General features: G+C 36.9%; 21 protein-coding genes. 3 read left to right on the top strand and 18 right to left on the bottom strand.

Annotated elements, in window-relative coordinates:
• Nucleotides 1-434: 434 nt before the first annotated feature.
• The 10 genes from JUJ52_RS16235 to JUJ52_RS16190 all read right to left on the bottom strand — a co-directional run bounded on the left by JUJ52_RS16235 (nt 435) and on the right by JUJ52_RS16190 (nt 11,843).
• Nucleotides 435-614 carry a type II toxin-antitoxin system antitoxin gene (locus JUJ52_RS16235; protein WP_026679697.1) on the bottom strand — a complete coding sequence of 60 codons (180 nt, stop codon included), beginning with the start codon at nt 612-614 and terminating at the stop codon, nt 435-437.
• 16 nt (nt 615-630) lie between these two features.
• Complete coding sequence (locus JUJ52_RS16230) at nt 631-1,479, bottom strand: SPFH domain-containing protein (protein WP_034678201.1); 849 nt, start codon at nt 1,477-1,479, stop codon at nt 631-633.
• Nucleotides 1,480-1,547: 68 nt separating this feature from the next.
• Entirely contained in the window at nt 1,548-2,414 is an 867-nt protein-coding gene (locus tag JUJ52_RS16225) for a ComEC/Rec2 family competence protein (protein WP_026679699.1), read from the bottom strand.
• Between the two features lie 471 nt (nt 2,415-2,885).
• On the bottom strand, nt 2,886-5,009 hold the full coding sequence (locus JUJ52_RS16220; RefSeq protein WP_205389665.1) for an ATP-dependent Clp protease ATP-binding subunit: 2,124 nt from the start codon (nt 5,007-5,009) through the stop codon (nt 2,886-2,888).
• A 370-nt stretch (nt 5,010-5,379) separates the two neighbouring features.
• Complete coding sequence (gene mbcS / locus JUJ52_RS16215) at nt 5,380-6,960, bottom strand: acyl-CoA synthetase MbcS (protein ID WP_026679575.1); 1,581 nt, start codon at nt 6,958-6,960, stop codon at nt 5,380-5,382.
• 360 nt (nt 6,961-7,320) lie between these two features.
• Complete coding sequence (gene pdaA / locus JUJ52_RS16210) at nt 7,321-8,112, bottom strand: delta-lactam-biosynthetic de-N-acetylase (RefSeq protein ID WP_026679574.1); 792 nt, start codon at nt 8,110-8,112, stop codon at nt 7,321-7,323.
• 215 nt (nt 8,113-8,327) lie between these two features.
• Complete coding sequence (locus JUJ52_RS16205) at nt 8,328-8,525, bottom strand: hypothetical protein (RefSeq protein ID WP_121603754.1); 198 nt, start codon at nt 8,523-8,525, stop codon at nt 8,328-8,330.
• Between the two features lie 515 nt (nt 8,526-9,040).
• Complete coding sequence (locus JUJ52_RS16200; protein ID WP_121604726.1) at nt 9,041-10,348, bottom strand: Na+/H+ antiporter family protein; 1,308 nt, start codon at nt 10,346-10,348, stop codon at nt 9,041-9,043.
• Between the two features lie 229 nt (nt 10,349-10,577).
• A complete protein-coding gene (locus JUJ52_RS16195) occupies nt 10,578-11,381 on the bottom strand; it encodes a YfkD famly protein (protein ID WP_205389664.1) in 804 nt (267 codons plus the stop codon).
• Between the two features lie 69 nt (nt 11,382-11,450).
• A complete protein-coding gene (locus tag JUJ52_RS16190) occupies nt 11,451-11,843 on the bottom strand; it encodes an OsmC family protein (RefSeq protein WP_205389663.1) in 393 nt (130 codons plus the stop codon).
• A 352-nt stretch (nt 11,844-12,195) separates the two neighbouring features.
• On the opposite strand from JUJ52_RS16190, the gene JUJ52_RS16185 reads away from it, so the two are divergent.
• A complete protein-coding gene (locus tag JUJ52_RS16185; protein ID WP_205389662.1) occupies nt 12,196-13,362 on the top strand; it encodes an MFS transporter in 1,167 nt (388 codons plus the stop codon).
• Between the two features lie 328 nt (nt 13,363-13,690).
• Here JUJ52_RS16185 and JUJ52_RS16180 read toward each other — a convergent pair whose 3' ends face one another.
• Both JUJ52_RS16180 and JUJ52_RS16175 read right to left on the bottom strand, forming a co-directional pair.
• Entirely contained in the window at nt 13,691-14,374 is a 684-nt protein-coding gene (locus JUJ52_RS16180; RefSeq protein ID WP_026682595.1) for an amino acid ABC transporter permease, read from the bottom strand.
• A 13-nt stretch (nt 14,375-14,387) separates the two neighbouring features.
• On the bottom strand, nt 14,388-15,266 hold the full coding sequence (locus JUJ52_RS16175; RefSeq protein WP_121604723.1) for a transporter substrate-binding domain-containing protein: 879 nt from the start codon (nt 15,264-15,266) through the stop codon (nt 14,388-14,390).
• Between the two features lie 365 nt (nt 15,267-15,631).
• On the opposite strand from JUJ52_RS16175, the gene JUJ52_RS16170 reads away from it, so the two are divergent.
• Nucleotides 15,632-17,548 carry a heavy metal translocating P-type ATPase gene (locus tag JUJ52_RS16170; protein WP_205389661.1) on the top strand — a complete coding sequence of 639 codons (1,917 nt, stop codon included), beginning with the start codon at nt 15,632-15,634 and terminating at the stop codon, nt 17,546-17,548.
• 1 nt (nt 17,549) lies between these two features.
• Here JUJ52_RS16170 and JUJ52_RS16165 read toward each other — a convergent pair whose 3' ends face one another.
• The 3 genes from JUJ52_RS16165 to JUJ52_RS16155 are packed head-to-tail and all read right to left on the bottom strand — an operon-like array spanning nt 17,550 to nt 19,214.
• A complete protein-coding gene (locus tag JUJ52_RS16165) occupies nt 17,550-18,374 on the bottom strand; it encodes a YihY/virulence factor BrkB family protein (protein ID WP_034679543.1) in 825 nt (274 codons plus the stop codon).
• 57 nt (nt 18,375-18,431) lie between these two features.
• Nucleotides 18,432-18,728, bottom strand: coding sequence for a YtxH domain-containing protein (locus JUJ52_RS16160; RefSeq protein ID WP_121604721.1), 297 nt, complete (start codon nt 18,726-18,728; stop codon nt 18,432-18,434).
• 12 nt (nt 18,729-18,740) lie between these two features.
• Complete coding sequence (locus tag JUJ52_RS16155) at nt 18,741-19,214, bottom strand: low molecular weight protein-tyrosine-phosphatase (RefSeq protein WP_026682590.1); 474 nt, start codon at nt 19,212-19,214, stop codon at nt 18,741-18,743.
• A gap of 258 nt (nt 19,215-19,472) precedes the next feature.
• On the opposite strand from JUJ52_RS16155, the gene JUJ52_RS16150 reads away from it, so the two are divergent.
• Nucleotides 19,473-20,825, top strand: a complete 1,353-nt coding sequence (locus tag JUJ52_RS16150; protein WP_121604719.1) for an alanine/glycine:cation symporter family protein — start codon at nt 19,473-19,475, stop codon at nt 20,823-20,825.
• A gap of 366 nt (nt 20,826-21,191) precedes the next feature.
• Here the strand turns inward: JUJ52_RS16150 and JUJ52_RS16145 are convergent, their stop codons facing one another.
• The 3 genes from JUJ52_RS16145 to JUJ52_RS16135 all read right to left on the bottom strand — a co-directional run bounded on the left by JUJ52_RS16145 (nt 21,192) and on the right by JUJ52_RS16135 (nt 24,186).
• Entirely contained in the window at nt 21,192-21,866 is a 675-nt protein-coding gene (locus JUJ52_RS16145; protein ID WP_026682588.1) for an SOS response-associated peptidase, read from the bottom strand.
• Between the two features lie 22 nt (nt 21,867-21,888).
• On the bottom strand, nt 21,889-22,884 hold the full coding sequence (locus JUJ52_RS16140) for a glutaminase (protein WP_026682587.1): 996 nt from the start codon (nt 22,882-22,884) through the stop codon (nt 21,889-21,891).
• A 543-nt stretch (nt 22,885-23,427) separates the two neighbouring features.
• Nucleotides 23,428-24,186: a lysophospholipid acyltransferase family protein gene (locus tag JUJ52_RS16135; RefSeq protein ID WP_121604718.1), complete on the bottom strand. Its 759-nt coding sequence runs from the start codon at nt 24,184-24,186 to the stop codon at nt 23,428-23,430.
• Nucleotides 24,187-24,608 lie beyond the last annotated feature (422 nt).

Genomic DNA, 24,608 nt, shown 5'->3' with positions numbered 1-24,608 from the left:
ATCACCTTGTTCTTTGGTTCATTACTTATGTAACTAACCATATAACTAAATCTTTAATTAGTCAATACATTTATTTAAAATTAGGTGTCTCGCCTAAAAATAAATTAGGAATTAACTTTTAATATTTCTCACTAATTACTCAAAGACTGGATTGAATCTACTTTCTAATGAAGATAAGGGGATTTATCGTATGAGTAGAACGTAGCTTTACGGGTGCCCAAGAACTGCAAAGGCATGCTATGGTCGTGAGCTGGACGCGACTCAACACGCCTATATTTATCCACATGGGACAATTTTGTAATTTCCTATACTACAAAAAAAGCTTGTAGAAAACACAGTGGTTTCTCTACAAGCTGAAAGAAGCTGGGACGAAATTAAAATATTTTAGATAACGTTTCGGTTTTATATGGTAAAATTCTTTCATCCTAGCCTCATCAATCTTCTCCAATTTTCTTATCTTGGCTTGTTGGCAATCTCCCTGCTTTTTTAGCAGCCTCTCGTAAGACATATTCTACGTGACTATTTACGCTGCGAAACTCATCCTTTGCCCAAATCTGCAATATCTCATATAACTTTGGATCTATCCGCAGTGGAAAACTCTTTTTCTTCGGCATACTACCCCTCTTTTAATTATTGATATAGGGTTCCTGTATTAACGACAGGCTGTGTGCCATGGTCAGAAACAATCGATACAAGTAGATTATTTGCCATTGCTACACGACGTTCATCATCGAGCTCAACGGAACCATCCTGTTCAAGCTGTAAAATAGCATCTTGAACCATTCCTACGGCACCTTCTACGATTTGCTTTCTAGCTGCAATAATCGCACTTGCTTGTTGGCGTTGAAGCATCGCCTGAGCTATTTCTGTTGAATAAGCAAGATGTGTTAGACGGGCTTCGATTACCTTAACACCAGCAACATTTAACCGATCCTGAAGTTCTGCTGTTAATTCATTAGACACCTCTTGTGCATTACCTCTTAATGTTAGCTCAGCATCTGTAAATGTATCATAAGGGTATTTGGTAGCTACAGCACGAATAGCTGTTTCACTTTGTATTTCAACAAATTGTTCATAACGATCAACATCAAAAACTGCCTTAGCACTATCGACGACTTTAAATACGATAACCGCAGCAATTTCAATTGGATTCCCATTCACATCATTGACCTTCAAACGCTTACTATTAAAATTTCGTACTCGCAGTGAAATTGTTCTTCGTACTGAAAATGGCACAGTTATTACAATTCCTTCTCGCCGAATACTCCCCATATATTTACCAAGAAAAATAACAACTGCGGCTTGATTTGGTTGAACCAACGTAATACCACTACCTAACGTTATCGCAAGAATTAGACAGATTCCACCTAGTACGAATTGCTGCTGGAAAAAACTAAATACAGTTCCAGCTACTAATGCTGCAATAAGTAAAATCCCTATAAAACCATTAATTACCCACGCCTGTTTTTCTCGAATCATAATAATACACACCTTCCCCATGCTTTCTATATCATTATGATATCATTTTTGTATATATTTGTAAATCGCTAACTTGCATCTAAATTATAAAATGGTTCTTTTTCTGGGAATACGAGATAATCTTCACCGTCTGTTCGAATAACTAAATTACCAAGTGCCCCTGTAGAATATATATTTGCATTTACCTTATAAAGATTCTTTATCACACGGTTAACTGGATGTCCATAATCATTTTCCTTACTATACGTTAATATTGCTGTTTGTGGACTCACGGCTTTAAGAAATCTAAGGGACGTACTTGTATTCGACCCATGATGGGCGACTTTCAAAATTTCTGCATCTATTTCTATGTTTTTCATTATTTCTTTTTCTTGTTCCATTTCTACATCACTCATTAATAAAAAGTCGACTTCCTTATAGCTAACCTTCAGTGCAATCGAAGATTGGTTATTGTTTTTTGATTTACCGTATGTGTTTAATACCTGGATACTTAGCAGCGGATCAACCAATAGTTTTTCGTGTAGTTTGGCTACCTTCACAGGAATAGCTTGTTTTCGTATTTCCTGTATATATTTTGCATACATCCGTGTTGTGTGTAACTTCCCAGAGTCTAATATTTTTGCCACCTTGATATGCTTCATCACATAGGGCAACCCACCAATGTGATCAACATCAGGATGTGTTGCTACAAGCAAATCAATTTTGTTCACACCCTGTTTTTTTAAATATTTCACTACTCGTTTCCCTGCATCTGGTGGACCTCCATCGATTAAGATATGTTTGTTTGCTGGCGTTTTTATTAGCATACTGTCTCCTTGCCCAACATCAATAAAATGCATCTGCATACCCGAAGATCCTTCACTATGTATGGAAACTATATGAACATTAAAAAGTGCAATAAAAAAAATAAATCCGATTGATAGCTTACTTTTAATCATAAAGACATCCTCTTTTTCAACTTAATATAGGTTTATTTTCTTACAAAAACAGCGGAATTATGAATAGCATTGATGTTAGTTTATGGGAGTTGTATGAGGAAACTATTCCTGCTGAATAGAGGGTATAAAAGGTTTGCCAAGAGAAATACACACTTATCTTCAGAAAATGTGGCAAAGAGAAGGCTGGGACAAATGTAGTTAAGAAACAATAAAAAACGAGCGATAATTATTTAAATTAATTATCGCTCGTTTATTTGATTAAAATAATTCATTAGCTCCGTAATATGAGACTCCTTGAAAAAGAAGAACCCTTTTTCTGCGTGCGATATATCGCTGCTGAGGCCGTGCCCGCGAAAGCAAGTATATTTTTCATGGTGCTTCAATGATTTTCCTATTGACAAACATGATTATTCGTATTTATGAGTAAAGAAGTTGTATTTTGTCCCAACCCCTTTTCATTTATCTAACTCACGCCTTTTGCACTACAATTTCTTGATCGAAGACGTCTACTTTTACATTGGAAACATTATCATCTTCCAATATTAAGTCTGTTAATTGATCTTCGATTTTATCTTGGATTACTCTACGTAAAGGTCTTGCGCCAAAACGGCGGTCATAGCCAAGTCGAACCAATTCTTGTTTAGCTTCATTTGTAATCGTAATCGATAGATCATTTTCTTCGATTGTTTTTTGTAGATCAGCAAGCATAAGATCTACAATTTGCATTAGGTTTTCTTCGGTTAGTTCGTTAAATTGAATAATCGCATCGAAGCGGTTAAGAAATTCTGGTTTGAAATATGCCCCCAGATTCTCCATCGTAGATACAGATTCATGGGACTCTCTATTAAAACCAACATTCACTGTTTTAACACCTGTTCCAGCATTGCTCGTCATAATAATTACAGTTTCTTTAAAGCTAACTGTTCTTCCTTGCGAATCCGTTAAATGACCGTCCTCCATAATTTGTAGGAACATGTTTTGTACGTCTGGATGTGCTTTTTCTATTTCATCTAATAGAATAATGGAGTATGGGTTGCGACGTACTTTTTCCGTTAATTGACCCGCTTCTTCATGACCTACATAGCCTGGAGGTGAACCAATGATTTTTGATACAGCATGTTTCTCCATATACTCACTCATATCAAGACGGATTAACGAATCTCTGGAGCCAAATAATTCTTCCGCTAAGGCTTTTGTTAGTTCTGTTTTACCAACACCAGTTGGTCCAACGAAAAGGAAAGAACCAATTGGTCGATAATTTGATTTTAAGCCTGCTCGACTACGACGAATCGCTTTGGCAACTTTATCTACAGCTACATCTTGTCCAATCACTTTTGCACTTAGGTTTTCACCAATGTTTTTCATTTTTTCTTGTTCATCAGCTTGAAGCTTTGTAACAGGTATCCCAGTTTTTTCTTCAACAATCAATTGAATATCGGAAATATCTACATCGATAATTTGTTCTTCATCTTTCGCTTTATCTAGTTGTTTTTGCAACTGTATTTCTTGATATCTTAAATTTGCAGCACGTTCATAATCTTCTCTTTCAGCAGCTTCTTCTTTCTCTTTAATAATTTCTTCTAATCGTTGGTTTATTGTATCAGAGTCTTTCGAAGCATTAGCTAGATTCAAACGTGAACCAACTTCATCCATCAAATCAATCGCTTTATCAGGCAAGTAACGATCTTGAATATATCGTTTTGAAAGTGTTACAAATGCCCGAATAGCTTCATCAGAATAACGAACCTCATGGAATTTCTCATAACGATCCTTAATACCCTGTAATATCTGAACTGCTTCTTCACTTGAAGGTTCTTTTACAATGATGGGCTGTAATCTACGTTCTAGTGCCGCATCTTTCTCAATTTGACGATATTCTTTTAATGTTGTAGCACCAATTAATTGTAATTCACCTCTGGCTAGTGCAGGTTTTAAAATATTTCCTGCATCCATTTGCGAGCTTTCTGCAGTGCCTGCTCCAACTAATAGGTGTATTTCATCAACAAATAAGATAACATCTTGACGTTCTTGTGATTCGTTAATTAATTGTTTCATACGTTCTTCAAATTGACCACGAACACCCGTATTAGCAACAAGTGATGCCACATCTAGCATATAAATTTCTTTATTGATTAATTTTGTAGGCACATCTCCTTCTGTAATTTTAAGTGCCAAGCCTTCTGCAATCGCAGTTTTACCAACACCAGGCTCTCCTATTAATACGGGATTATTTTTATTTCTACGATTTAAAGTTTCAACAACTCGTTTGACTTCTTTATCTCTGCCGATTACCGGATCAATCAAACCAGCCCTTGCTGCATGTGTTACGTTTTTTGCAAGCTGATCAATTAATCCATTACCTCGGTTTCCGTTTTTTTGTTTTGTTCTTGTCCCCATTTTCGGAGATCCATTCGCTTGAAAACCATTCATATGTTCAAATGGGGATTGTGAGAAGAAGTCATTGGAATTCATCATTTGCCCTTGGATTTCACGAAAGCATTCATTACATAGGTGCATTTGCATATGCTGACTATTGATATTCATTGCAACATTAATGCTAGCTTCGTTTTGTTTACAGTTTTGACAAAGCATTTCCATTCCTCCTTAGAAATATGTTTATTGTAATCATTAAAAGTTTGACTTTGACTATATTTGACCTTTGACTATTATTATACTCTGACCTTTTTTGACTTTCAAGCATTTTGATTAATTTTTTTTACGATGCTCACTAGTAACATTCCCACATAAATGAGTTTATAAAACATGGCTATGCGAAGGAACAAAAGCGAAAGCACCCGATTAGAAACGTAGCGACTGGAGCGAGCCAGCGGAGAGTGCTTGCGAGTCAATGATGACTTATGAAAGGGCGATTCGTGAAATCGCCTAGTTTCTGGACAGCTGACTCCTTTTATAATTTCCTAGACTACAAAAAAGAGAGCATATGAGCCCTCTTTAACCATTTCTATTCATTTACCTTGAATTTTTCTCGATTACGTAATTCAACTCTTCTTGTTTTCCCAGAAGTAGTCTTTGGTAATTCATCAATAAATTCAATTTCTCTTGGATATTTATATGGACCAGTTAAAGTTTTAACATGCTCTTGCAACTCCTTGACTAACTCTGATCCTATTGCTTGAGATTGACGTAACACCACAAAGGCTTTTACAATGTTCCCCCGTATTTCATCGGGACTTGCTACAACAGCACATTCTTGGACAGATGGATGCTTAACCAATGCATCCTCTACTTCAAAAGGACCAATTGTATATCCTGAACTAATAATGATATCATCGCTTCTTCCTTCAAACCAGAAATAACCTTCCTCATCCTTAGAAGCCTGATCTCCTGTCACATAGTAATCGCCACGTCTTGACATAGAAGTCCGTTCTGTATCTTGATAATACTCTCGAAACAAGGCTGGGCAATCGAGCTTTACTGCAATATCACCAATCTCCCCAACTTGAACGGGAATACCATTTTCATCAATAATATCGACCTCATTACCCGGAGTTGGTTTTCCCATTGATCCTGGTCTCACATCCATATTCTTCATAAATCCAAGTAGTAATGTGTTCTCCGTTTGTCCATACCCATCACGAACCGTTACATTAAAATAATGCTGAAATGTATTGATTACCTCCACATTCAATGGCTCACCAGCCGAAACAGCACTATGTAAGGCAGGAAGCTCGTATTCTTCCAAATTGTCGAGTTTCGCCATGATTCGGTATTCCGTAGGTGTGCAGCAAAGTACATTAATTTCTTGTTCCTGCAGTAACTGTAGATATTTTTCCGCGTCAAATTTTCCATGATAAATAAATCCTGTTGCTCCTGAACCTAACACAGATAATAATGGGCTCCAAACCCATTTCTGCCATCCTGGACCAGCTGTTGCCCAAACCTTATCTCCTTCGTTTATTGCTAACCAGTTTTTTGCAGCTGTTTTCAGATGAGCATATCCCCAGCCATGTGTATGCACTACACCTTTGGGATTGCCAGTTGTTCCTGACGTATACGGTAAAAACGCAATATCATCTTTACAGGTTAATGCCAATTCTAATTGATCTGATGCATCTTCCATTAATCCTTCAAGAAAAAGCCAACCATCCACAGGCTCACCAATTACAATTTTTTGTAACTGATCATATTCGCTAATACCATAATATTGTTCAACATACGGATAATAACTTACAACTCCACGAACCCCTCCATGTGTAACACGATACTGTAAGTCCTTTGTCTTCAGCATTTCTGAGCTTGGAATAATAATGATTCCTGTTTTAAGAGCTGCTAAATAGACCTCATAAGCTTTTACCAAGCGAGGTATCATCACAAGAATTTTGTCTCCTTTTTGCAAGCCACTTTCTAAGAAAGCGTTTCCAATTTTATTTACATTCCGCATTAATTCACTGTATGTAATTTCCTTATGAACTCCACCTTCATTTTCCCAAATCAAGGCAACTTTAGTTGGGTCATTTGCATGACGTTCCATTTCCATGACAATATTATAATTATATGGAGCAATCAGATCTTCTTTATTCATAATGTCCAACTCCTTGTATGCTTTTCATCAGTATATCAAAAGTTTGGAAAATTATAAATAAAACATTATTAAGTTACGATTTGAGTAGGAACAAAAATAACTACCTCAAAAGTCAACGATAAAGTGAAACATTAATTAGTGAGTGGATAAGATCACCCGTCGATGACCTTACCCACTAATTTTATTATTTTTATATAGAACGTCTGTCTCAGCTTTCTTCTAAGCAGCTGATTTTCGTGGGTAATGGTTCAGGCTCCTTTGAGTAACTTTACTAACGACGAAGCATCGCCTCTGTTACTCTCTCTACCAACGTTCGCATTTCTATTCACTGTATTTTATAGAATATCTATTTAAGCTAACTTATAGCCCATAGATTGCTTTTGGTAATTGATCCTTTAGGACAAGATCATCCAAACTTTTAAAGCGATATCCTTGCTTTTTTAATTCGGTAATTATACGATCAAGTGCTTCAGCATTATCCGATGAAACCGTATGCAATAAAATAATTGCACCAGGATGTACCTGATCCATCGTCTGTTCGAATGCATACTTCCAGCCCTTTTGCTTCTTTGTCTCCCAGTCCTTGAATGCCAACGACCAAAAAATATGAATATAGCCTAGTTCCTTCGACCATTTTAATGTATTCTCGTTAAACATACCTCTTGGAGGTCGGAGATATTTTATTTCTTTCTGATCAGATACTTCAGCTACTGCATCTTCCAATGTTTCCAGTTCTTCTTTAATTGCCTCTTTATCCATAATAGAGAAATCAGGATGATGATAGGAATGATTTCCTACGATATGTCCCTCATCAACCATACGCTTTACTAAGTCTGGTTCGCTTTCCACATAGTGACCCGTTACAAAAAACGTTGCTGGTACTTGTTGTTTTTTTAATACATTTAATATATTATCTGTGTATCCCTGTTCATAACCATTATCAAATGTCAGATAAATTGTTTTTTCTCCAGTGTTATCTGCATAATAAGCACCATATTTTTTAAGCATGTCTTGATATTCACCGATATCTGGGAGCTTATGATCACTATTCTTCTTATACCCCCAGCCATAGCCATTCGCTGAAACGGATGGTAACATATCAAAAGAAACAATTAGAAAAACAAGGACTGTCAGCATCATGTATTTTTTCATATTACCCCACCTGTTTTTCTTTTTACTATCTCCTTTACTACATATTTTTATTCTATCGTTAAAGATTACACTTTTGCTTTTAGTGAAGTCTCCTGTTCCAATAAAAAAAGGTGTTTATGGAATCCATCATAAGAAAAACGGAGCAAAATTCGCTCAGTCCTTGTCACTAAATGCTCAGATTTACGCTTCCTCTAGTAGCTATTATGGAATAATAGCTACTGCTTGACCACCACTCCGGCTGCCCACTTCCCTTTCCGTGGGGTTTGTCCTTCAGCTAACTTTTTTAGCAAAACCCGCTCAAAAAAGTGGATCTTCAGGTCAAACATTTCCCACAGGAGTTGAAGTGGCCGGCCTTCGCTATTATCAGGCTCTACAACGCTAGCATGAAGTAACACAGCTGCTTTTATACTCACGGATAACGATTTTCACTTTACCCATTGTAAAAAAAGTCAACCTATTACTTATGACAAGAATTGTTGCACCTTCTCATAGCGGAGACGAATTACGTAGACTCCTGCGGGATTAGCGCGAGCCGAAAATCCACTTTGCAACGTGTTCTTCTTTGCAAAGTTAGTTGAGGCCGTGCCCGCGGAAAGCGAAGTAATTAGTCGGAGCATTGCCAATATACATCAAACATTTCAAAATAACTACTTGGCTTAACACAGTCATTGCACTGATTTTATACTTTCTTAAAGCGCAAGCGCTCGATTAGAAACGTAGCGACTGAAGCGAGTGATTGGAGGTAAAGGAAGCACGGTAAGCTTGCGAGCCGATGATGGCTTAGATTAGGACGATTCGTGAAGTCACCTCGTTTCTGGGCGCTGGAACTGGACGCGGCTTAACACGCCCATATTTATCCACATGGGCTAATTTTATAATGTCGTAGACAAAAAAGCTGTCAAAATAATACTTCGACAGCTTGGAAATTCTAAAGAACAATTGCAGCAATCCAACCAAATATAAACAATGGGATATTGTAGTGAATAAAGGTTGGGACTACCGTATCCCAAATATGATGATGCTTTCCATCAGCATTTAAACCAGACGTAGGACCAAGTGTACTATCAGATGCTGGTGATCCTGCATCCCCTAATGCACCTGCTGTACCAATAAGTGCAGCTGTAGCGAGTGGGGAAAAACCTGCTGCTAAACAAATCGGGACGTACAGTGCAGCCAATATCGGGATCGTCCCAAAGGAGGACCCAATTCCAATGGTTACTAGTAACCCAACCAACAACAGAATAAATGCAATAAGCGCGTGATTATTATCCAAAAAACCAGATGAAACTTCTACTAAAGCCTCTACTGCACCTGTTTCTGTTAAAATATTTCCATAACCTGCTGCTACCAGCATTACAAATGCGATTGTTCCCATCATACCAATTCCCTCTGTGACTACACGATCTCCTTTATGAAATGGAATAACCAAGAATAGGAACATGAAAACAAGACCGGTTAATGCGCCAACAATTAAATTCTCTGTAATAATTTGTACAATTAAGGCAGCAAATATCGATATTAACGTAAATACATGTTGTTTTGTAAAGCGGATGTTTGTTGCCTCTACAGCCGCAGCCGTGTCTGATTCTCCAACAAATGAATCTGGATCACGATCTTTCCGATAGGTTATAAAGATAGCGATCAATAATCCGATAATCATTCCTGAGCCAGGGATAAGCATTGCCAAGGCAGACTCACTAACTGTAATATTAGCTCCGTTTTGATTCATCCCTGTAACAATCGTCTCATGAAAGATTAATCCAAAACCTGCTGGAATAAGAATGTAAGGAGCTTTAAGCCCAAAGGTTAGAGCTGTTGCAACTGCGCGACGATCCATTCGCATTCGATCAAATAATTGTAGTAATGGCGGTATTAATATAGGTATAAATGCAATATGCACAGGTACTAAATTTTGTGATAATGATGCAACTCCGGCAATTGCTAATAGCATCATAGTCTTTTTTCCTGTTAGCACGCGTATTAAATAATTTACCAATAATGACGTAATTCCAGTATAGCTAATAGCAACGGCAAATGCTCCTAAGAGTATATAACTTAAAGCGGTATTTGCGCCACCTCCCATACCTCCCACAAGCATATCCATTGATTCAACGATAGTTAACCCTGACATTAAACCTGCTGTTAAAGCTGCTGCGATAATAGCAATAATTACATTCACACGTAATAAGCTTAATATCGTCATCACAAGAACAGAAACGATTACAACCCATTCCATGTTTTGTTTCCCCTCTTTCTTTCCCTTTTATACTTCACTATGATAAAGTAATAAAGCGTAAAAATCAACCCCCTTTCCCTTCCATTTTCTTCATTAACCGCTTTTAGCGTGAAATAATCCCCCACTTCTTTTGTTTTATGTAAGATCCAAGCAAGATATTCAATTCTTTTATTCAAATATAAAAAGCTATCGAGGAGCTTCTCGACAGCTATATGGAAAGTATGCTTCATTATTTTACATTATACGAAAAGGATACGTAATCTTGAATAGGAATCCAAGCGCCAATTCCTTGCTTCGTTACATTTTTAATTTCAATTGATTTTTTGGACCCCTTCAATTTTAAATACACTTCTCCAAACGTTACTTGCCCTTTTTCATTAACAGCTGGTGCAAAAGTTTGTAGCTTTGCATACTTATTTGCTGCAACATTATAGGTATTATCTTTTTTAGTATTTTTTCCTATTACAGTCTGATAAGAAAGTGGAAGCTTGGTCTTTGTCTTTGATTTTAGTAGCATCATTTTTTTCACATCATCAGGCTTATTAATTTTATTGGTAAGTGCACCCTTTATTTCTTTTTGCTCTTGTTGAACATAACGCAATTCCTGCGCTTCTGTTCCTCCAGTATTATTTAATTCATTCATATTAATTTGCTGATACTCCCAATTAATCGTTGTTTCCGATGATTCATAATTTAATGGCCACCTTCCAATATAAACCATGCCACGATATCCTATCGCTATTGGTGAAGGTTTTAACGATGTTTCATTAAGCATCTTAATTAATACAGGGTTTTCTATTTTAATGTCTAATTCATCCATTAGCTCCTTCGTTAGTTCACTTGGCTCAATAATCTCCTGATCTTCTGTGGAGTTTGGAAATGTATTTTCTTTAGATACATTGAGAACGTGACTAGGTATTTCAAATGGATCCTTCTTCTTCTCTTTTTCAGCACTAAAGCTGTTAGCTGGAAATACAGAAGCAAACATTATAGCTAGAATCATGACCGAACTACACCATTTAACTTTATTCATATGTCTTATCCCTTCTTTTTTCACTTAGTTTCTTTCTGACATATGAATTTTATACCTGCTTATACAAAATTAACGGCTTAATTCAATTGTTTCAATTGTTTCTTCTATCCTTATACTGTTCTCAACAGAACGTACCATAGCACAATTTTTTCTAGCTATTGCTAAATTTTTATACAATTTATCAGGATCTAGATGATGCCCTTTTACCGTAAAATGTAGTACTATTTTTTCAATCCGATTTGCTTCGTCCGGATTTCTTTCTACCTCTGCAGTAATTTTTATATCTTCTAGCTCTATTCTTTGTTTCTCTAGAATTTTACGATACACCGAACCACTACAACCTGCAATGGATGCTATCATTAACTGATATGGACGAAAACCATATTCCTCATTTCCCGATATTTCCAACTCACCATACACTAGACTTGTTCTTAATCCATTTTCTTTTAAATATAATTCCACTCTTGTTCCCTCCAATTATCTTCCTATTAATTTTTTCATAATGTGAAACCTCAATCAGTTGGGGGGGTTGTTTATCCACCACTGATTGCTAGTACCATAAAGCTATGACCTAAATGCCTTTGAACCCATCTAACATTTACCAGCAGTCGATTCCCCACTTTCCGTTAGTGGTTTCCCTTTATTGCTTGAAGTGGGGGTCTTACTGCCAGTTATAATTGTAATAAAACAACGCTATTATATTTTTCCTTATTTATTATAATCATAAACGATTTAGATACTATATACACAATAATTGACCTTTTTCAAGTTTGCTATTAGATTTAAGTTAGAACTTCATTAAAGGGGTACAACAATGAATACTGCAAATTATCGTTTCTGGATATTAATAGGACTTGTGTTAATTTCTGGTTTTTCACAGGGTATGCTACTTCCCTTACTTTCTATTATTTTAGAACAAAATGGTATTTCCTCTACAATTAATGGACTACATGCAACAGGTTTATATATTGGTGTCTTATTGGCCTCTCCTTTTATGGAAAAACCGATGCGTAAATTTGGCTTTAAACCAATAATTGTTGTAGGTGGCATGCTTGTAATTATTTCTTTGGGAATTTTCCCATTATGGGATACTTTATGGTTTTGGTTTATTCTTCGAATGATAATTGGAATTGGCGATCAAATGCTGCATTTCGGGACACAAACTTGGATTACCGCAACAGCAACAGAAAATACAAGGGGAAGAAATATTGCTTTATATGGATTATCATTTGGATTAGGTTTTGCATTAGGACCATTAATGACGAGACTATTATCCGTTCATCAAGCATTGCCATTTATTATTTCAGCACTTTTAAGCCTTTTGGTCTGGTCAACATTAATTTTTATTCGTAACCAATGGCCTGAGGATGATATCGACAGCGCTTATCCAACGAGCTCTGTTCAACGATTTATGAAGACGATTAAAATAGCTTGGGTAGCACTTCTACCAGGATTCGGCTATGGATTCCTAGAGGCATCATTACATAGTATTTTTCCCGTGTACGGACTACGAATCGGCCACCAGGTTGATATGCTAGCCTTAATTATTCCTTGTTTTGCTTTTGGCAGCTTAATTACACAATTACCTCTAGGTATACTTAGCGATAAATATGGAAGGAAACCGATTCTATTAACTGTTTTATCCTTAGGAATTATTTGCTTTTCGTTGTCAGCAGTATGGGAGTCATCGGTTCTAGGACTGTTTATCTTGTTCACGCTCGCAGGCATGTGTGTTGGATCATTGTTTTCTCTAGGTATATCTTATATGACTGATTTATTACCGGGAAACCTCTTACCTGCAGGCAATCTAATGGTAGGTATCATGTTTAGTTTAGGTAGTATTAGTGGACCATTTATTGGAGGTTTATTTATAGAAAAGCTTCCTCATGTATCTTTTTTCTACTTAATTACTATTGTGCTAATCATCATTACAGGTGCGATTTTTTTCCAAAAGGACAAACACCAGGAGCAGCAAATATAAAATGAGGCTGAGACAAAAGAATGAAGAAACAATAAAAAACGAATGATAATTAGTTGGTGATTAATTATCGTTCGTTTTTTGATTAGAATCATTCATTTAGCACCTGAAATAAGCGAGACTCCGGCGGGAACAGCACGAGTCCGAGGATCCACTTGGTAACGTGATTTTCTTTACCAAGTTAGCTGAGGCCGTGCCCGCGAAAAGCAATTATAGTTTCACGGTGCGGCGATGATACTCCTATTGATCATATGATTATTCGTATTTTGAGTAAAGAAGTTGCGTTTTGTTCTAGCCTCGTTTTATTCAGAAATTTATAGCTTCCAAATAATTATAAGAACTTGCTATATCGTATTTCTAATCGTTCTTGAATAAATGAGATGACAATACAAATTGACCAATAAATCAATGCAACCAATATATACATGGTCATTGAATCGAATTCTCTCCCAGCTACAATCTGTGTCTTCTGAAAAAGCTCTGGAACAGTGATGACAGCAGCTAATGACGTTGCTTTAACTATATCCATAAAGACATTTGTCAAAGGTGGGATGGCAACTCTGGTAGCTTGCGGTAAAATAACCTTTCTTAACGTTTGCCAATAGTTTAAATTAAGTGCTTTAGCCGACTCCCATTGACCCTGATCAATACTATTTAAAGCTGAACGATCAATCTCCGCGATATAAGCAGCACTATTCAAACCAAAACCTAAATAAGCAGCCGTTATTGCAGTTAATTCTATCCCAATAACTGGCAGTCCAAAATATAGAATAAACAGAAAGACGAGCATTGGCGTTCCACGCATAAATGAAATATATACTCGTGCTGGTAAGTACCATAGCGGATTATTAGCTCCTCTCGCTAAAGCAAGGATCAAACCAAGCACTAACCCTATCCCCATACCGACGACAGATACGAGCAGTGTCATAGGCAAGCCACCTAAAACAAATGGTAGGCTCTCTATCGCTAATTCGACATCAAATAGTTCAGCTAAATCCAATCCATTCACATTCATCTAGGTTGTCCCCTTACAAGTCGAGGCCATCTATTTCTTTAATTTCTCCCTCAGGTTTCTGCGATGCATCTTCTTTATAGAACTTTTTCGCTAATTCCGTTAATGTACCATCTTCACGCATTTCTGTTAATGCCTTATTAATCTCTTCAGTAAGCTTATCAGCACCTTCGGGAATTACCACAGCCTGTTCTGTAGGATGAAATTTCAAATCTGGGTGCAGATGAATATCAAAATCTGGAAAACCAGCTACGCCAAACTTAGATAGGTAGTAGTCGTTCACAATAACATCTGTTCTTCCATTATGAACATCACGTAAATAAGCTTCGTTTGGTGCATTCCCATATGTAACAACTTCTGCACCAAAATGCTCAGCAATTTGACTGTAAATCGTAGTTGCTCCTCCACCAGCCTTTTTACCCTTTAAATCTTCAAGTGATTCAATACCAGAATTATCTTCTTTTCTTACTACCATTGTTGAATAAGAGTATTTGTAAGGATCACTAAAATTGAATTCTTCTTTTCGTTTATCTGTTGTTTCAATATCATTTGCAGCAACATCAATCCTTCCACTCTTTACTGCTGGAAGCATACTATCAATACCCATAATCTCAAATGATATATCAAGATTTAAGCGATTTGCCACCTCTCTCATTACCTCTACATCATATCCAGTTAACTGTTCTTGCTTTTCCTCATCACCATCATAGTATGAAGCAGCTATTAATGTTCCAGAAGTGCCAACCACTAACTCTCCTACTTCTTGAATATCTTCCCACCTTTTATCTGTTACACCTTTTTCTCCTTCACTGTTATTATTCTCATCACTTTTTCCGCAAGCGGCAAGAATTGCAATTAAAATAAATAATGAAAGCACTAATCTAAATCTACTCAAAACTATTCCCCCTTGTTGTTATATTTATTAATTCATATAGATTGTAACAGTTTTCGGTTAATTTTTACAATAGATAATGTGAAACTTCAATCTGCGGGGAGTTTTGTTTATCCCCCACTGATTGGTAGTATCACAAGGGTATGACCTAAAGGCCTTTGTACCAATCAGACATTTACTGACCTTGTTCCCCCCACTTACATATTGGTTTCACATTATTGCTGGAAGTGGAGGTCTTACTGCGGGATAAATTTTTCCGTTTTATGTCTTGACTTTATTTCATTCGATGGTAATATAATAACATATACTAATTAATAATTATTATAAATTAATAGCTAATTTAAATTATCTTTTTGGAGGTGTACTGCATGACTGCAGAAACTAACACATGGAATAGTCCAATGAAGCAACCAGCTAAAGCTTCATTTATTATTAATAAACTTAAAGAACATAAAGAATTAATCGCGGCCTTATTAAGTGGCATACTTATATTATTTACATGGACTTTCGAATCCTATATCTCTTATCAGCTCTGGGTAACGCTTCACTTAATTGCTTTTACGATTGGCGGATATGCCAAAGCAAAAGAGGGGATAACAGAAACCTTGCATAACAAAGAGCTGAATGTAGAGATGCTTATGATCCTAGCTGCCATTGGTTCTGCAGCTATTGGCTACTGGACGGAAGGTGCTGTCTTAATATTTATATTTGCATTATCTGGAGCCTTAGAAACGTACACGATGAATAAAAGTCATAAAGAAATAGCCTCATTAATGGAACTGCAGCCAGAAGAAGCACTTCTTATCAAGGATGATCGTCGAGAGGTTGTCCCTGTCTCCAGCCTTCACGTTGATGATCTTATTTATGTACGAGCAGGTGAAAGGATTCCCGTAGATGGAACAATTGTTCAAGGAAATACATCCATTGATGAGAGTGCTATTACAGGAGAGTCTATTCCTGTTTATAAAGCAAATAACGCAGATGTGTTCGCGGGGACTATAGCGCTAGATGGTTCTATATCTATTCAAGTAACAAAGCCTGCAAACGAAACGTTATTTCAAAAAATTGTCCAAATGATTCAATCCGCTAAAAATGAAAAATCGCCGTCTCAATTATTTATTGAAAAATTTGAAGGGGTTTATGTAAAAGCTGTATTAGCGGCTGTTGCAATTATGATGATTATTCCTTATCTAATTTTTGGGTGGACATTACAGGATAGTATATACCGCGCAATGATTCTTTTGGTCGTTGCATCACCTTGCGCACTTGTCGCATCTATTATGCCTGCAACTCTATCAGCGATATCAAACAGCGCAAAATCTGGGGTGTTATTTAAAGGTGGGGTTCATATCGAAAATATTAGCCATATTCGAGCTATAGCCCTCGATAAAACAGGTACACTCACGAATGGAAAACCAGAGGTAACTGATTTTTATGTACATCCAGAACATGATAAACAAACTATTCTATCTACTGCAATGGCAATGGAGCAGGAATCTACCCATCCATTAGCAAAAGCGATTATCCGATTTTGTCAGGAACAGCATGTTACCATAACTAGTGAAATAGATAATGTGACTACACTAGCTGGTAATGGAATCGCAGCAATGATAGATGAAGAGAAATGGGAGCTAGGTAAACCAGATTATATTGGAGAGGATAAATTTTTTGCTGATAGAGCAAATAAACTGGCTGAGGAAGGTAAAACGGTCGTATTTGTGAAAAAGAAGGATCAAATCGTGGCATTATTCGGCATGAAGGATACGGTTCGAAAAGATAGTATCAAAGCAATCAAGCAATTGACGAAACAGGGAATTTATACTGTTATGCTTACAGGAGACCATGAGTTAACAGCAAAAGCAATTGCCTCAGAAGCAAAAATAGATCGTTATGTAGCAAACTGTATGCCTGATGAAAAAGTAGAGCAAGTGAAAAAAATGAGAAGTGAATTTAGTAATGTAGCGATGGTTGGAGATGGTATAAACGATGGTCCAGCCTTAGCGACTGCAAATGTTGGGATAGCTATGGGTGAAGGTACAGATGTTGCATTAGAAACGGCAGATGTCGTGCTCATGAAAAATAACTTATCTAAAATCACCAATGCTATTACGCTTTCTAAAAAGATGAATAAAATTGTTAAACAAAATATTGTCTTTTCACTTACGGTAATCATCCTACTCATTTTGTCTAATTTCATGCAGATTCTCGACTTACCTTTAGGAGTAATAGGACATGAAGGAAGTACGATTTTAGTTATACTTAATGGTTTACGGCTGTTGAAATAATTTACTTCAACAGCCTGTTTTTTCGGATAACCGCATTAATTATTCCACCCGTCATGATAATTATCCCTGATAAATAGAACCATATCATTAAGGCGATCACTGCACCGAGACTACCGTAGGTTGCAGAATAGTTGCCGATGGTACTAACATAGTATGAAAAGCACAGTGACACGAGTTGCCAAGCGATGGTAGCAAACAAAGCGCCAGGAATTACATTCTTTACATATATCCGCTTATTAGGAGCCAATTTATAAAGTGCTAGGAAAACGATTAAGAAAACAATCGAGGAAACAACCCAGCGTAATGCCCCCCATACTGTCAGAAAGCCTTCGGACAAACCAATAAATGAAAAAAGATAAGCACCAACGGTTCTTCCAAAAATAGGTAGTAGCAAAGCGATGATGATAATAGCTACCATTGCAATAGTCAACACAATGGCGATTAAACGCGATACAATGAATGGTCGGTTTTCTTCTACTTTATAAGCATGATTGAATCCACGCATTAATGAATTTACACCATTAGATGCTGCCCACAGAGTAGCTATAATCCCAAAAGAAAGTAAGCCACCATTTTGCTGACGAATTAATTGCGTAACGTTTGTAGTTATTAGCTCAACTATCTGTGGTGGTGCATAATCTGAAATAATATCAAGCACAGCTAGTTCGTCAATCGGAAGATAGCCAACCAATGTAACTAGAAACAATAGGAAAGGAAATAGTGACAATAGAAAGAAATAGGCAAGTTGTGCAGCTAAACCAAAAACATCTACTTCTTCCATACGTTTATATAGCTGCTTTCCAAACTTCATCATATCATTTTCCATTGTCACACTCCCTAACAATCATCAAATCCACATGTCAATGGTATTTTGTGATTTCCTTTATTCTATTCGGTTGGCTTCATTTTTATTAGCAACTTTATCTAGAGTTGCTTCTACTTGCTCAAGAGCATCTATTGTTTTCTCAGCTCCAGTTGTAAAGTTCCGATTAAACGTATCAAATGCAGTTCGAATAGAGTGAACAGCTTCGGAAGGATGCTTCATCAAATAACTTGTACCTGATTTAGCAGTTGAAAGCTTTTCTTTACTATATGATCTCGTATCTTTATCAAATAATGTAACTAATCCCCCTACTGTTGCTCCAATCATTACACCTAAAAATAATTTTCGTTTTCCCATTAAAATCACTCCTTAACTTATAGCATGTTCTTCTTTTAAATATTCCAGTAGCTGACGGCATCCCGTTGAAACTAACCTATATGTATAGTCAAAGTTCCCCGTAAAATACGGATCAGGAATGCTGTTTTCTTCTGGATCACTCACAAAATCCATTAATTTAGCAATCATTACGTTATCCTTTTGTCCAACTAATTGGAGCAAATCTTCTTTATTTTGATCATCCATTGCAATAATATAATCAAATCGTTTGGCATCGTCTGCATTTATTTGTCTTGCAATCAATCCATCGGAAGAAATATTGTTTCTTTGTAAAATTAATTTGGTTTCATGATGCGGTTCTTCACCTATATGCCAACTACCAGTCCCTCCTGAATCAACCCGGATTTGATCGGTTAAATTAGCTTGCTTTATTAATTCGCGGAATATCGCTTCAGCCATTGGCGATCGACAAATGTTTCCTAAGCAAACAAACATTACTCGAATCATCATAACACCTGCTTTGCATTTATTTCTATTATAAGCAACTTCTATGGTGACAGGCAAAGGTTTCTATCTAACATCGTCTACTAACTATTGAATAAGAACTGTTCTTTCCCTTTCATTTTGGCTTCAAATAGCTATTAAACAGCATTTACAATACCTATTTCACCAAATTAATTTCTAGTTAATTCTCTAAAATCCCTTGACATGCGTTTGTATTTTTCGGAATATTTAATATAAGTATAAAAAGGGGGGAAAGAAAAAATGATGGATATCATCGAAGCTATAAGTGGCTTTGTATGGGGGCCGCCAACATTGATACTAATTGTTGGAACAGGTTTGTATCTAACGTTTCGTTTAGGTTTTTTACAGTTTCGCACACTACCCTATGCGTTAAAGCTAGCATTCAGTCCTGCTAAACAAGATAAAAAATCCAAAGGAGATATTAGTCATTATGAAGCATTAACAACAGCAATGGCAGCAACGATTGGAACTGGGAATATTGTAGGTGTTGCAACTGCGGTCGTGCTCGGAGGGCCAGGTGCTGTATTTTGGATGTGGATATCTGCATTATTTGGAATGGCTACTAAATATTCCGAAGCTATTCTCGCCGTTAAATATCGAGTTGAGAATAGTAAAGGTCAGATGTCTGGTGGACCGATGTACTATTTAGAAAAAGGGTTAAATGCAAAATGGCTAGGCATTATATTTGCAATCTTTGGATCAATTGCAGCCTTTGGAATTGGAAATATGGTGCAATCCAATTCTGTATCTGACGCCCTTCAAGGGACATTTAATGTACCAACATGGGTAACAGGTATTGTACTTACCATACTGGTAGGACTAGTTATACTTGGAGGCATTAAAAGCATTGGCAGAATAACCGCTTTCTTTGTTCCGATTATGGCCTTATTTTATATCATTGGTGGATTAATTATTATGGTTATGAATATTGATCTTATTCCTGGTGTTGTTGGACTAATTTTTGAAGATGCATTTACTGGTAGTGCAATTGGCGGTGGTATTTTAGGTACGGTTATCCGCTATGGTGTTGCACGCGGTGTCTTTTCAAACGAAGCAGGTCTAGGTTCAGCTCCAATTGCTGCCGCTGCAGCAAAAACAGACTACCCTGGTCGTCAGGCATTGGTATCCATGACACAGGTTTTCATTGACACCATTATCGTTTGTTCCATCACAGGAATTACAATCGTAATGGCTGACATGTATCAAGGCGGGCTAGATGGTGGTGATTTAACTGCTGCCTCATTTGCGGCATTCCTCGGAGATACAGGTGGATATATCGTTACATTTGGTATCATTCTATTTGCTTTTTCAACCTTAGTAGGATGGTCTTATTACGGAGAAAAATGCTTTGCGTACTTATTCAATGATAAAGCCATACCGATTTATCGTGTTGTATTTGTATTAGCTGTATTATATGGGTCAATGGAAAAACTAGATATTGTATGGGGAATATCAGATATTATGAATGCATTAATGGCTGTGCCAAACCTAATAGGACTATTAGGTTTATCTGGAGTAGTCGTCTATGAAACAAAGAAATTCCTGAAGGTAGCTAAGGAGGAAAAAGAACAAGCTAAGGCAGAACAAGGATAATAATCTAGTAATGACGGGAAAAGTCAAACAATCATGATCATACGAAACGTAGTCAACATACGTTGACTCCTTGAAAAAGAAGAGCGCTTTTTCCGCGTGGGATGTATGCTACCAAAGCCCTTCTTATCCTGCGGGAAAGCACAAGTTCAAAGACTCTAAAAAAAGCGATTTGTGCTTTTTGAAGAGACTGAGGTCGTGCCCGAAAAGCGAAGGTTTTGATAGACCGATAATAGAACCTTTTTGAAGTAAACACATAGGGGCTGAGACAAAAGACATGATTTTTTCGTATTTTGAGTAAAGAAGTTGTGTTTTGTCCCAGCCTCTATTCCTATCTAAATAAAATACGTTTGTCCTAGCATCACCAATTTATGCAGAAGTAATTGGCTGGATACATTGTTCATCATTGTGTTTAGCAGAATTAACATACTGTTGAACAGCATAGGATTTCAACGCTTCTTCTTGAAGTGACTGTAAAAATCGTTGGGTATCCTCAGGTTTTTGCTTGGTCGGCTTTATCCATGCATCTTCCTTTTCAACTGGCAAAATAATTGGCATGCGGTGATGAATAGCTTCCACATATTTATTAGCAGCTTTTGTTAGTATAGTACAAGTAAAGAGTTCATCATCCCCGTACCCCCACTTATCCCATAAGCCCGCAAAAGCAAATAACTTACGATCTTTTATTTGTATTCGCTGTGGTTGTTTACCATTCTCCGTTTTCTTCCATTCATAAAAACTATCAGCTATTATCATACATCTTTTCTGCATTAATAACTGTTTGAAGCTTGGTTTCTGATGAGCCGTTTCACTACGAGCATTTATCATCTTATACCCGATTCTTTCATCTTTCGCCCACCTAGGTATAAGTCCCCAGCGTAACAACCCTGCCCGTTTCTGCTTGCCATCATGTATAATGGCTAAGATCCTTTGTCCAGGTGCAATATTATAGCTTGGTTCATAATTTTCAATAGCTTCTTGATCCAAGTCGAATGTGGTTAAGATTTCCAACTCATCTGCCAGTAGCGTATATCTCCCACACACAGGCTCACCTCCATTATTTTTACTAGAACACACTCAGGTCCCACTTCGTTGCAATATGCCTTAATAATTTTATTCCTGCAATACTATTGCCTTTGTCATCTAATGAGGGACCGTAAACTCCAATTCCACATCCATCTATAAAAGGTAATTCCTCGTCACGCACTCTTGGTGGCGCAACTGCAATAATCCCCCCTGAGACACCACTTTTCGCAGGAATACCTACATAAGCAGCGAACTTACCAGATGCATCATACATTCCACAAGTTAACATTAGTGCTTTAGCCAATCTGACTATCTTACGAGGAATAATTTCTACACCTGAATTAGGATCAATTCCATCATTAGCAAACACCCTGCCAATAGTAGCTAAATCATCAACCGTAATCTCGATTGAACACTGCTTAAAATAAGTTTCTAAGGTTATATTCATATCTGATTCTAGGTAATCTAACTCTAATAGATAATAACCAATTGCACGATTTCGAATCGATGTATCTCGTTCTGATTCATACACATTAATATTTAATGCTGGACGATACCCTAACATCTTTTCTAATAATATAAATAATGGCTCTAGTTTCTCATCAGACGTTTTACCATTCAACATGGAAGAAACCGTGATCGCTCCTGCATTAACAAAAGGATTAAACGGCTTCTTTAATTTTCTCATTTCTAAATGCATGATCGAATTAAATGCTTCTCCTGTAGGTTCTACATCCACACGATCGAGGACATAGGAGACGCCTCTCTCCATACAGGCAATAATAAAACAGAATACCTTCGAAATACTTTGTATTGTGAAAGGAATGTCTACATCCCCAGATTTTATAGTTACCCCATTATTTCCTACTATAGAAATTCCTAAATGATTTGGATTGGCCTTATTTAACTCTGGAATATAAGAAGCAACCTCCCCATCCCTAGTCTGCTTTTTATAAAATTTCACCCAATCATCCACATAGCTTTGCAACCATTCTTGTGTTATCTCTGTATTCCAGTTCACTGTTCCTTGAACCACTTCTATCACCTCAGTATTAGTATATCTAATTCTTCCAAAATGAAACTACCTGTACATGGATATAAAGTGAAACTTCAATCCGTGGGAAGTTTTGTTTTTCCCCACGGATTGGTAGTACCACAAGGGTATGACTTAAAGGCCCTAGAATCAATCGGGCATTTACTAGCAGTTGAATCCCCTCTTATCCACATTTGGGTCATTTTTTTCCTTGAACTCGGGGTCTTACTGCCAGTTATATGCGGGGGATAAATGCTAGAAGTATGATGAAGCTAGAAGTTGCTACGATGCAAGGATATGCTGACGAGGTTCATCATGAGTTAGAAGTAGCAAAGGATATGCCATACTACGGTACATAATGAAATTTAATATGAAAAAATCATGTAAAACAGTCCTCTCGTAAGCTTTTTTACCAACTTATCAGAAAAGCCCTTTATACATTGTTAATAAGTAGTACTCTCTCTTAACGAAAAAACGTTTATATAAAGTAAACCTTCAATCAGTTGGGGTTTTGGTTATTCCCACTGATTGAAGGTTTACTTTCATCTATGTAGTCGACACTTGTTGGTCACCGCTTGACGTCATCCGATCATCTGCACCATCTATTTGCAATCGCCTTTTTATAACACTCTGAACTTGTTCAGCGATCTCTGAAGAGTTTTTTCCATTATACTCTTCTGGAAATATTGCATCTTCAATCGTCAATGTAACCCATGATGGACTTATTCTGCCATTTCTTTCCTCAAACATTTGATAAGTACCATCAATTGCAACAGGTACGATAGGTACATTAGCCTTTAATGCTAATTGGAAGCTTCCTGGCTTAAAGGGATTTAAGCTACTTCCTCTACTTCTTGTACCTTCTGGGAAAATGACCATGGAATGACCACTTTTCAAATTTTCTATTCCTTGGTGAATTGCTTTAACAGATTGTCTTCGATCCGTGCGATCAATGAATACACAATGTACTAATTCCATCCATGAAGCTATTATTGGAAGCTTTTGTATTTCTTTTTTGGCTATAAATCCAACCGGCTTTCCAAGATGCCCAAGTAACGTTAAAATGTCGAATAAGCCTTGATGGTTCGCTACAAATAAAACAGGTCCCTTTGGTAATTTTTCCTGACCATTGACCATAACCATACTGCCAGTTCGCTTCATTACTTTCCTTGATACACTTCTTGGCTGAATAAAAATTTCTTCTTTCGTTAGTTGATTAACAGATTTTTGTACTCGTTTTAATTGAAAATACGTTCCGAGTACAAGTAAACTAGCATATATGTATATCTTGATTGTTCGTATCATTCAATTCACTCCCTTCTCTTCACCACAACATATTATACAGCAATAGGAATACTACATAAAACAGTTACACATCAAAAGTATTGTAATTATAGAGCTTGAGAATCCAAAGTGTATACCCGCTATGTTCAGAAACGACTATTCTTAAAAATTGCTGTATAAAAAAATGGAACAAATGAACGTAGCCTCCGTAAATACTTGACTTGCTCTGAACCATGAACAAAAGCGCAAGTGCCCGATTAGAAACGTAGCGCCTGGATCGAGTCAACGGAGATAAAGAAATCACGGTGAGCTTGCAAGCCAATGATGACTTAGATTAGGGCGATTCGTGAAGTCGCATCATTTCTGGATGCTGGAGCTGGACGCGGCTCAGCACGACGATATTTATCTACATTTTTAAATTTTATAATTTCCTAGACTATTAA

The organism is Virgibacillus sp. AGTR (assembly GCF_016919725.2).
GTDB lineage: Bacteria > Bacillota > Bacilli > Bacillales > Amphibacillaceae > Virgibacillus > Virgibacillus salarius.
This window is presented reverse-complemented; position numbering and strand designations above follow the sequence as displayed.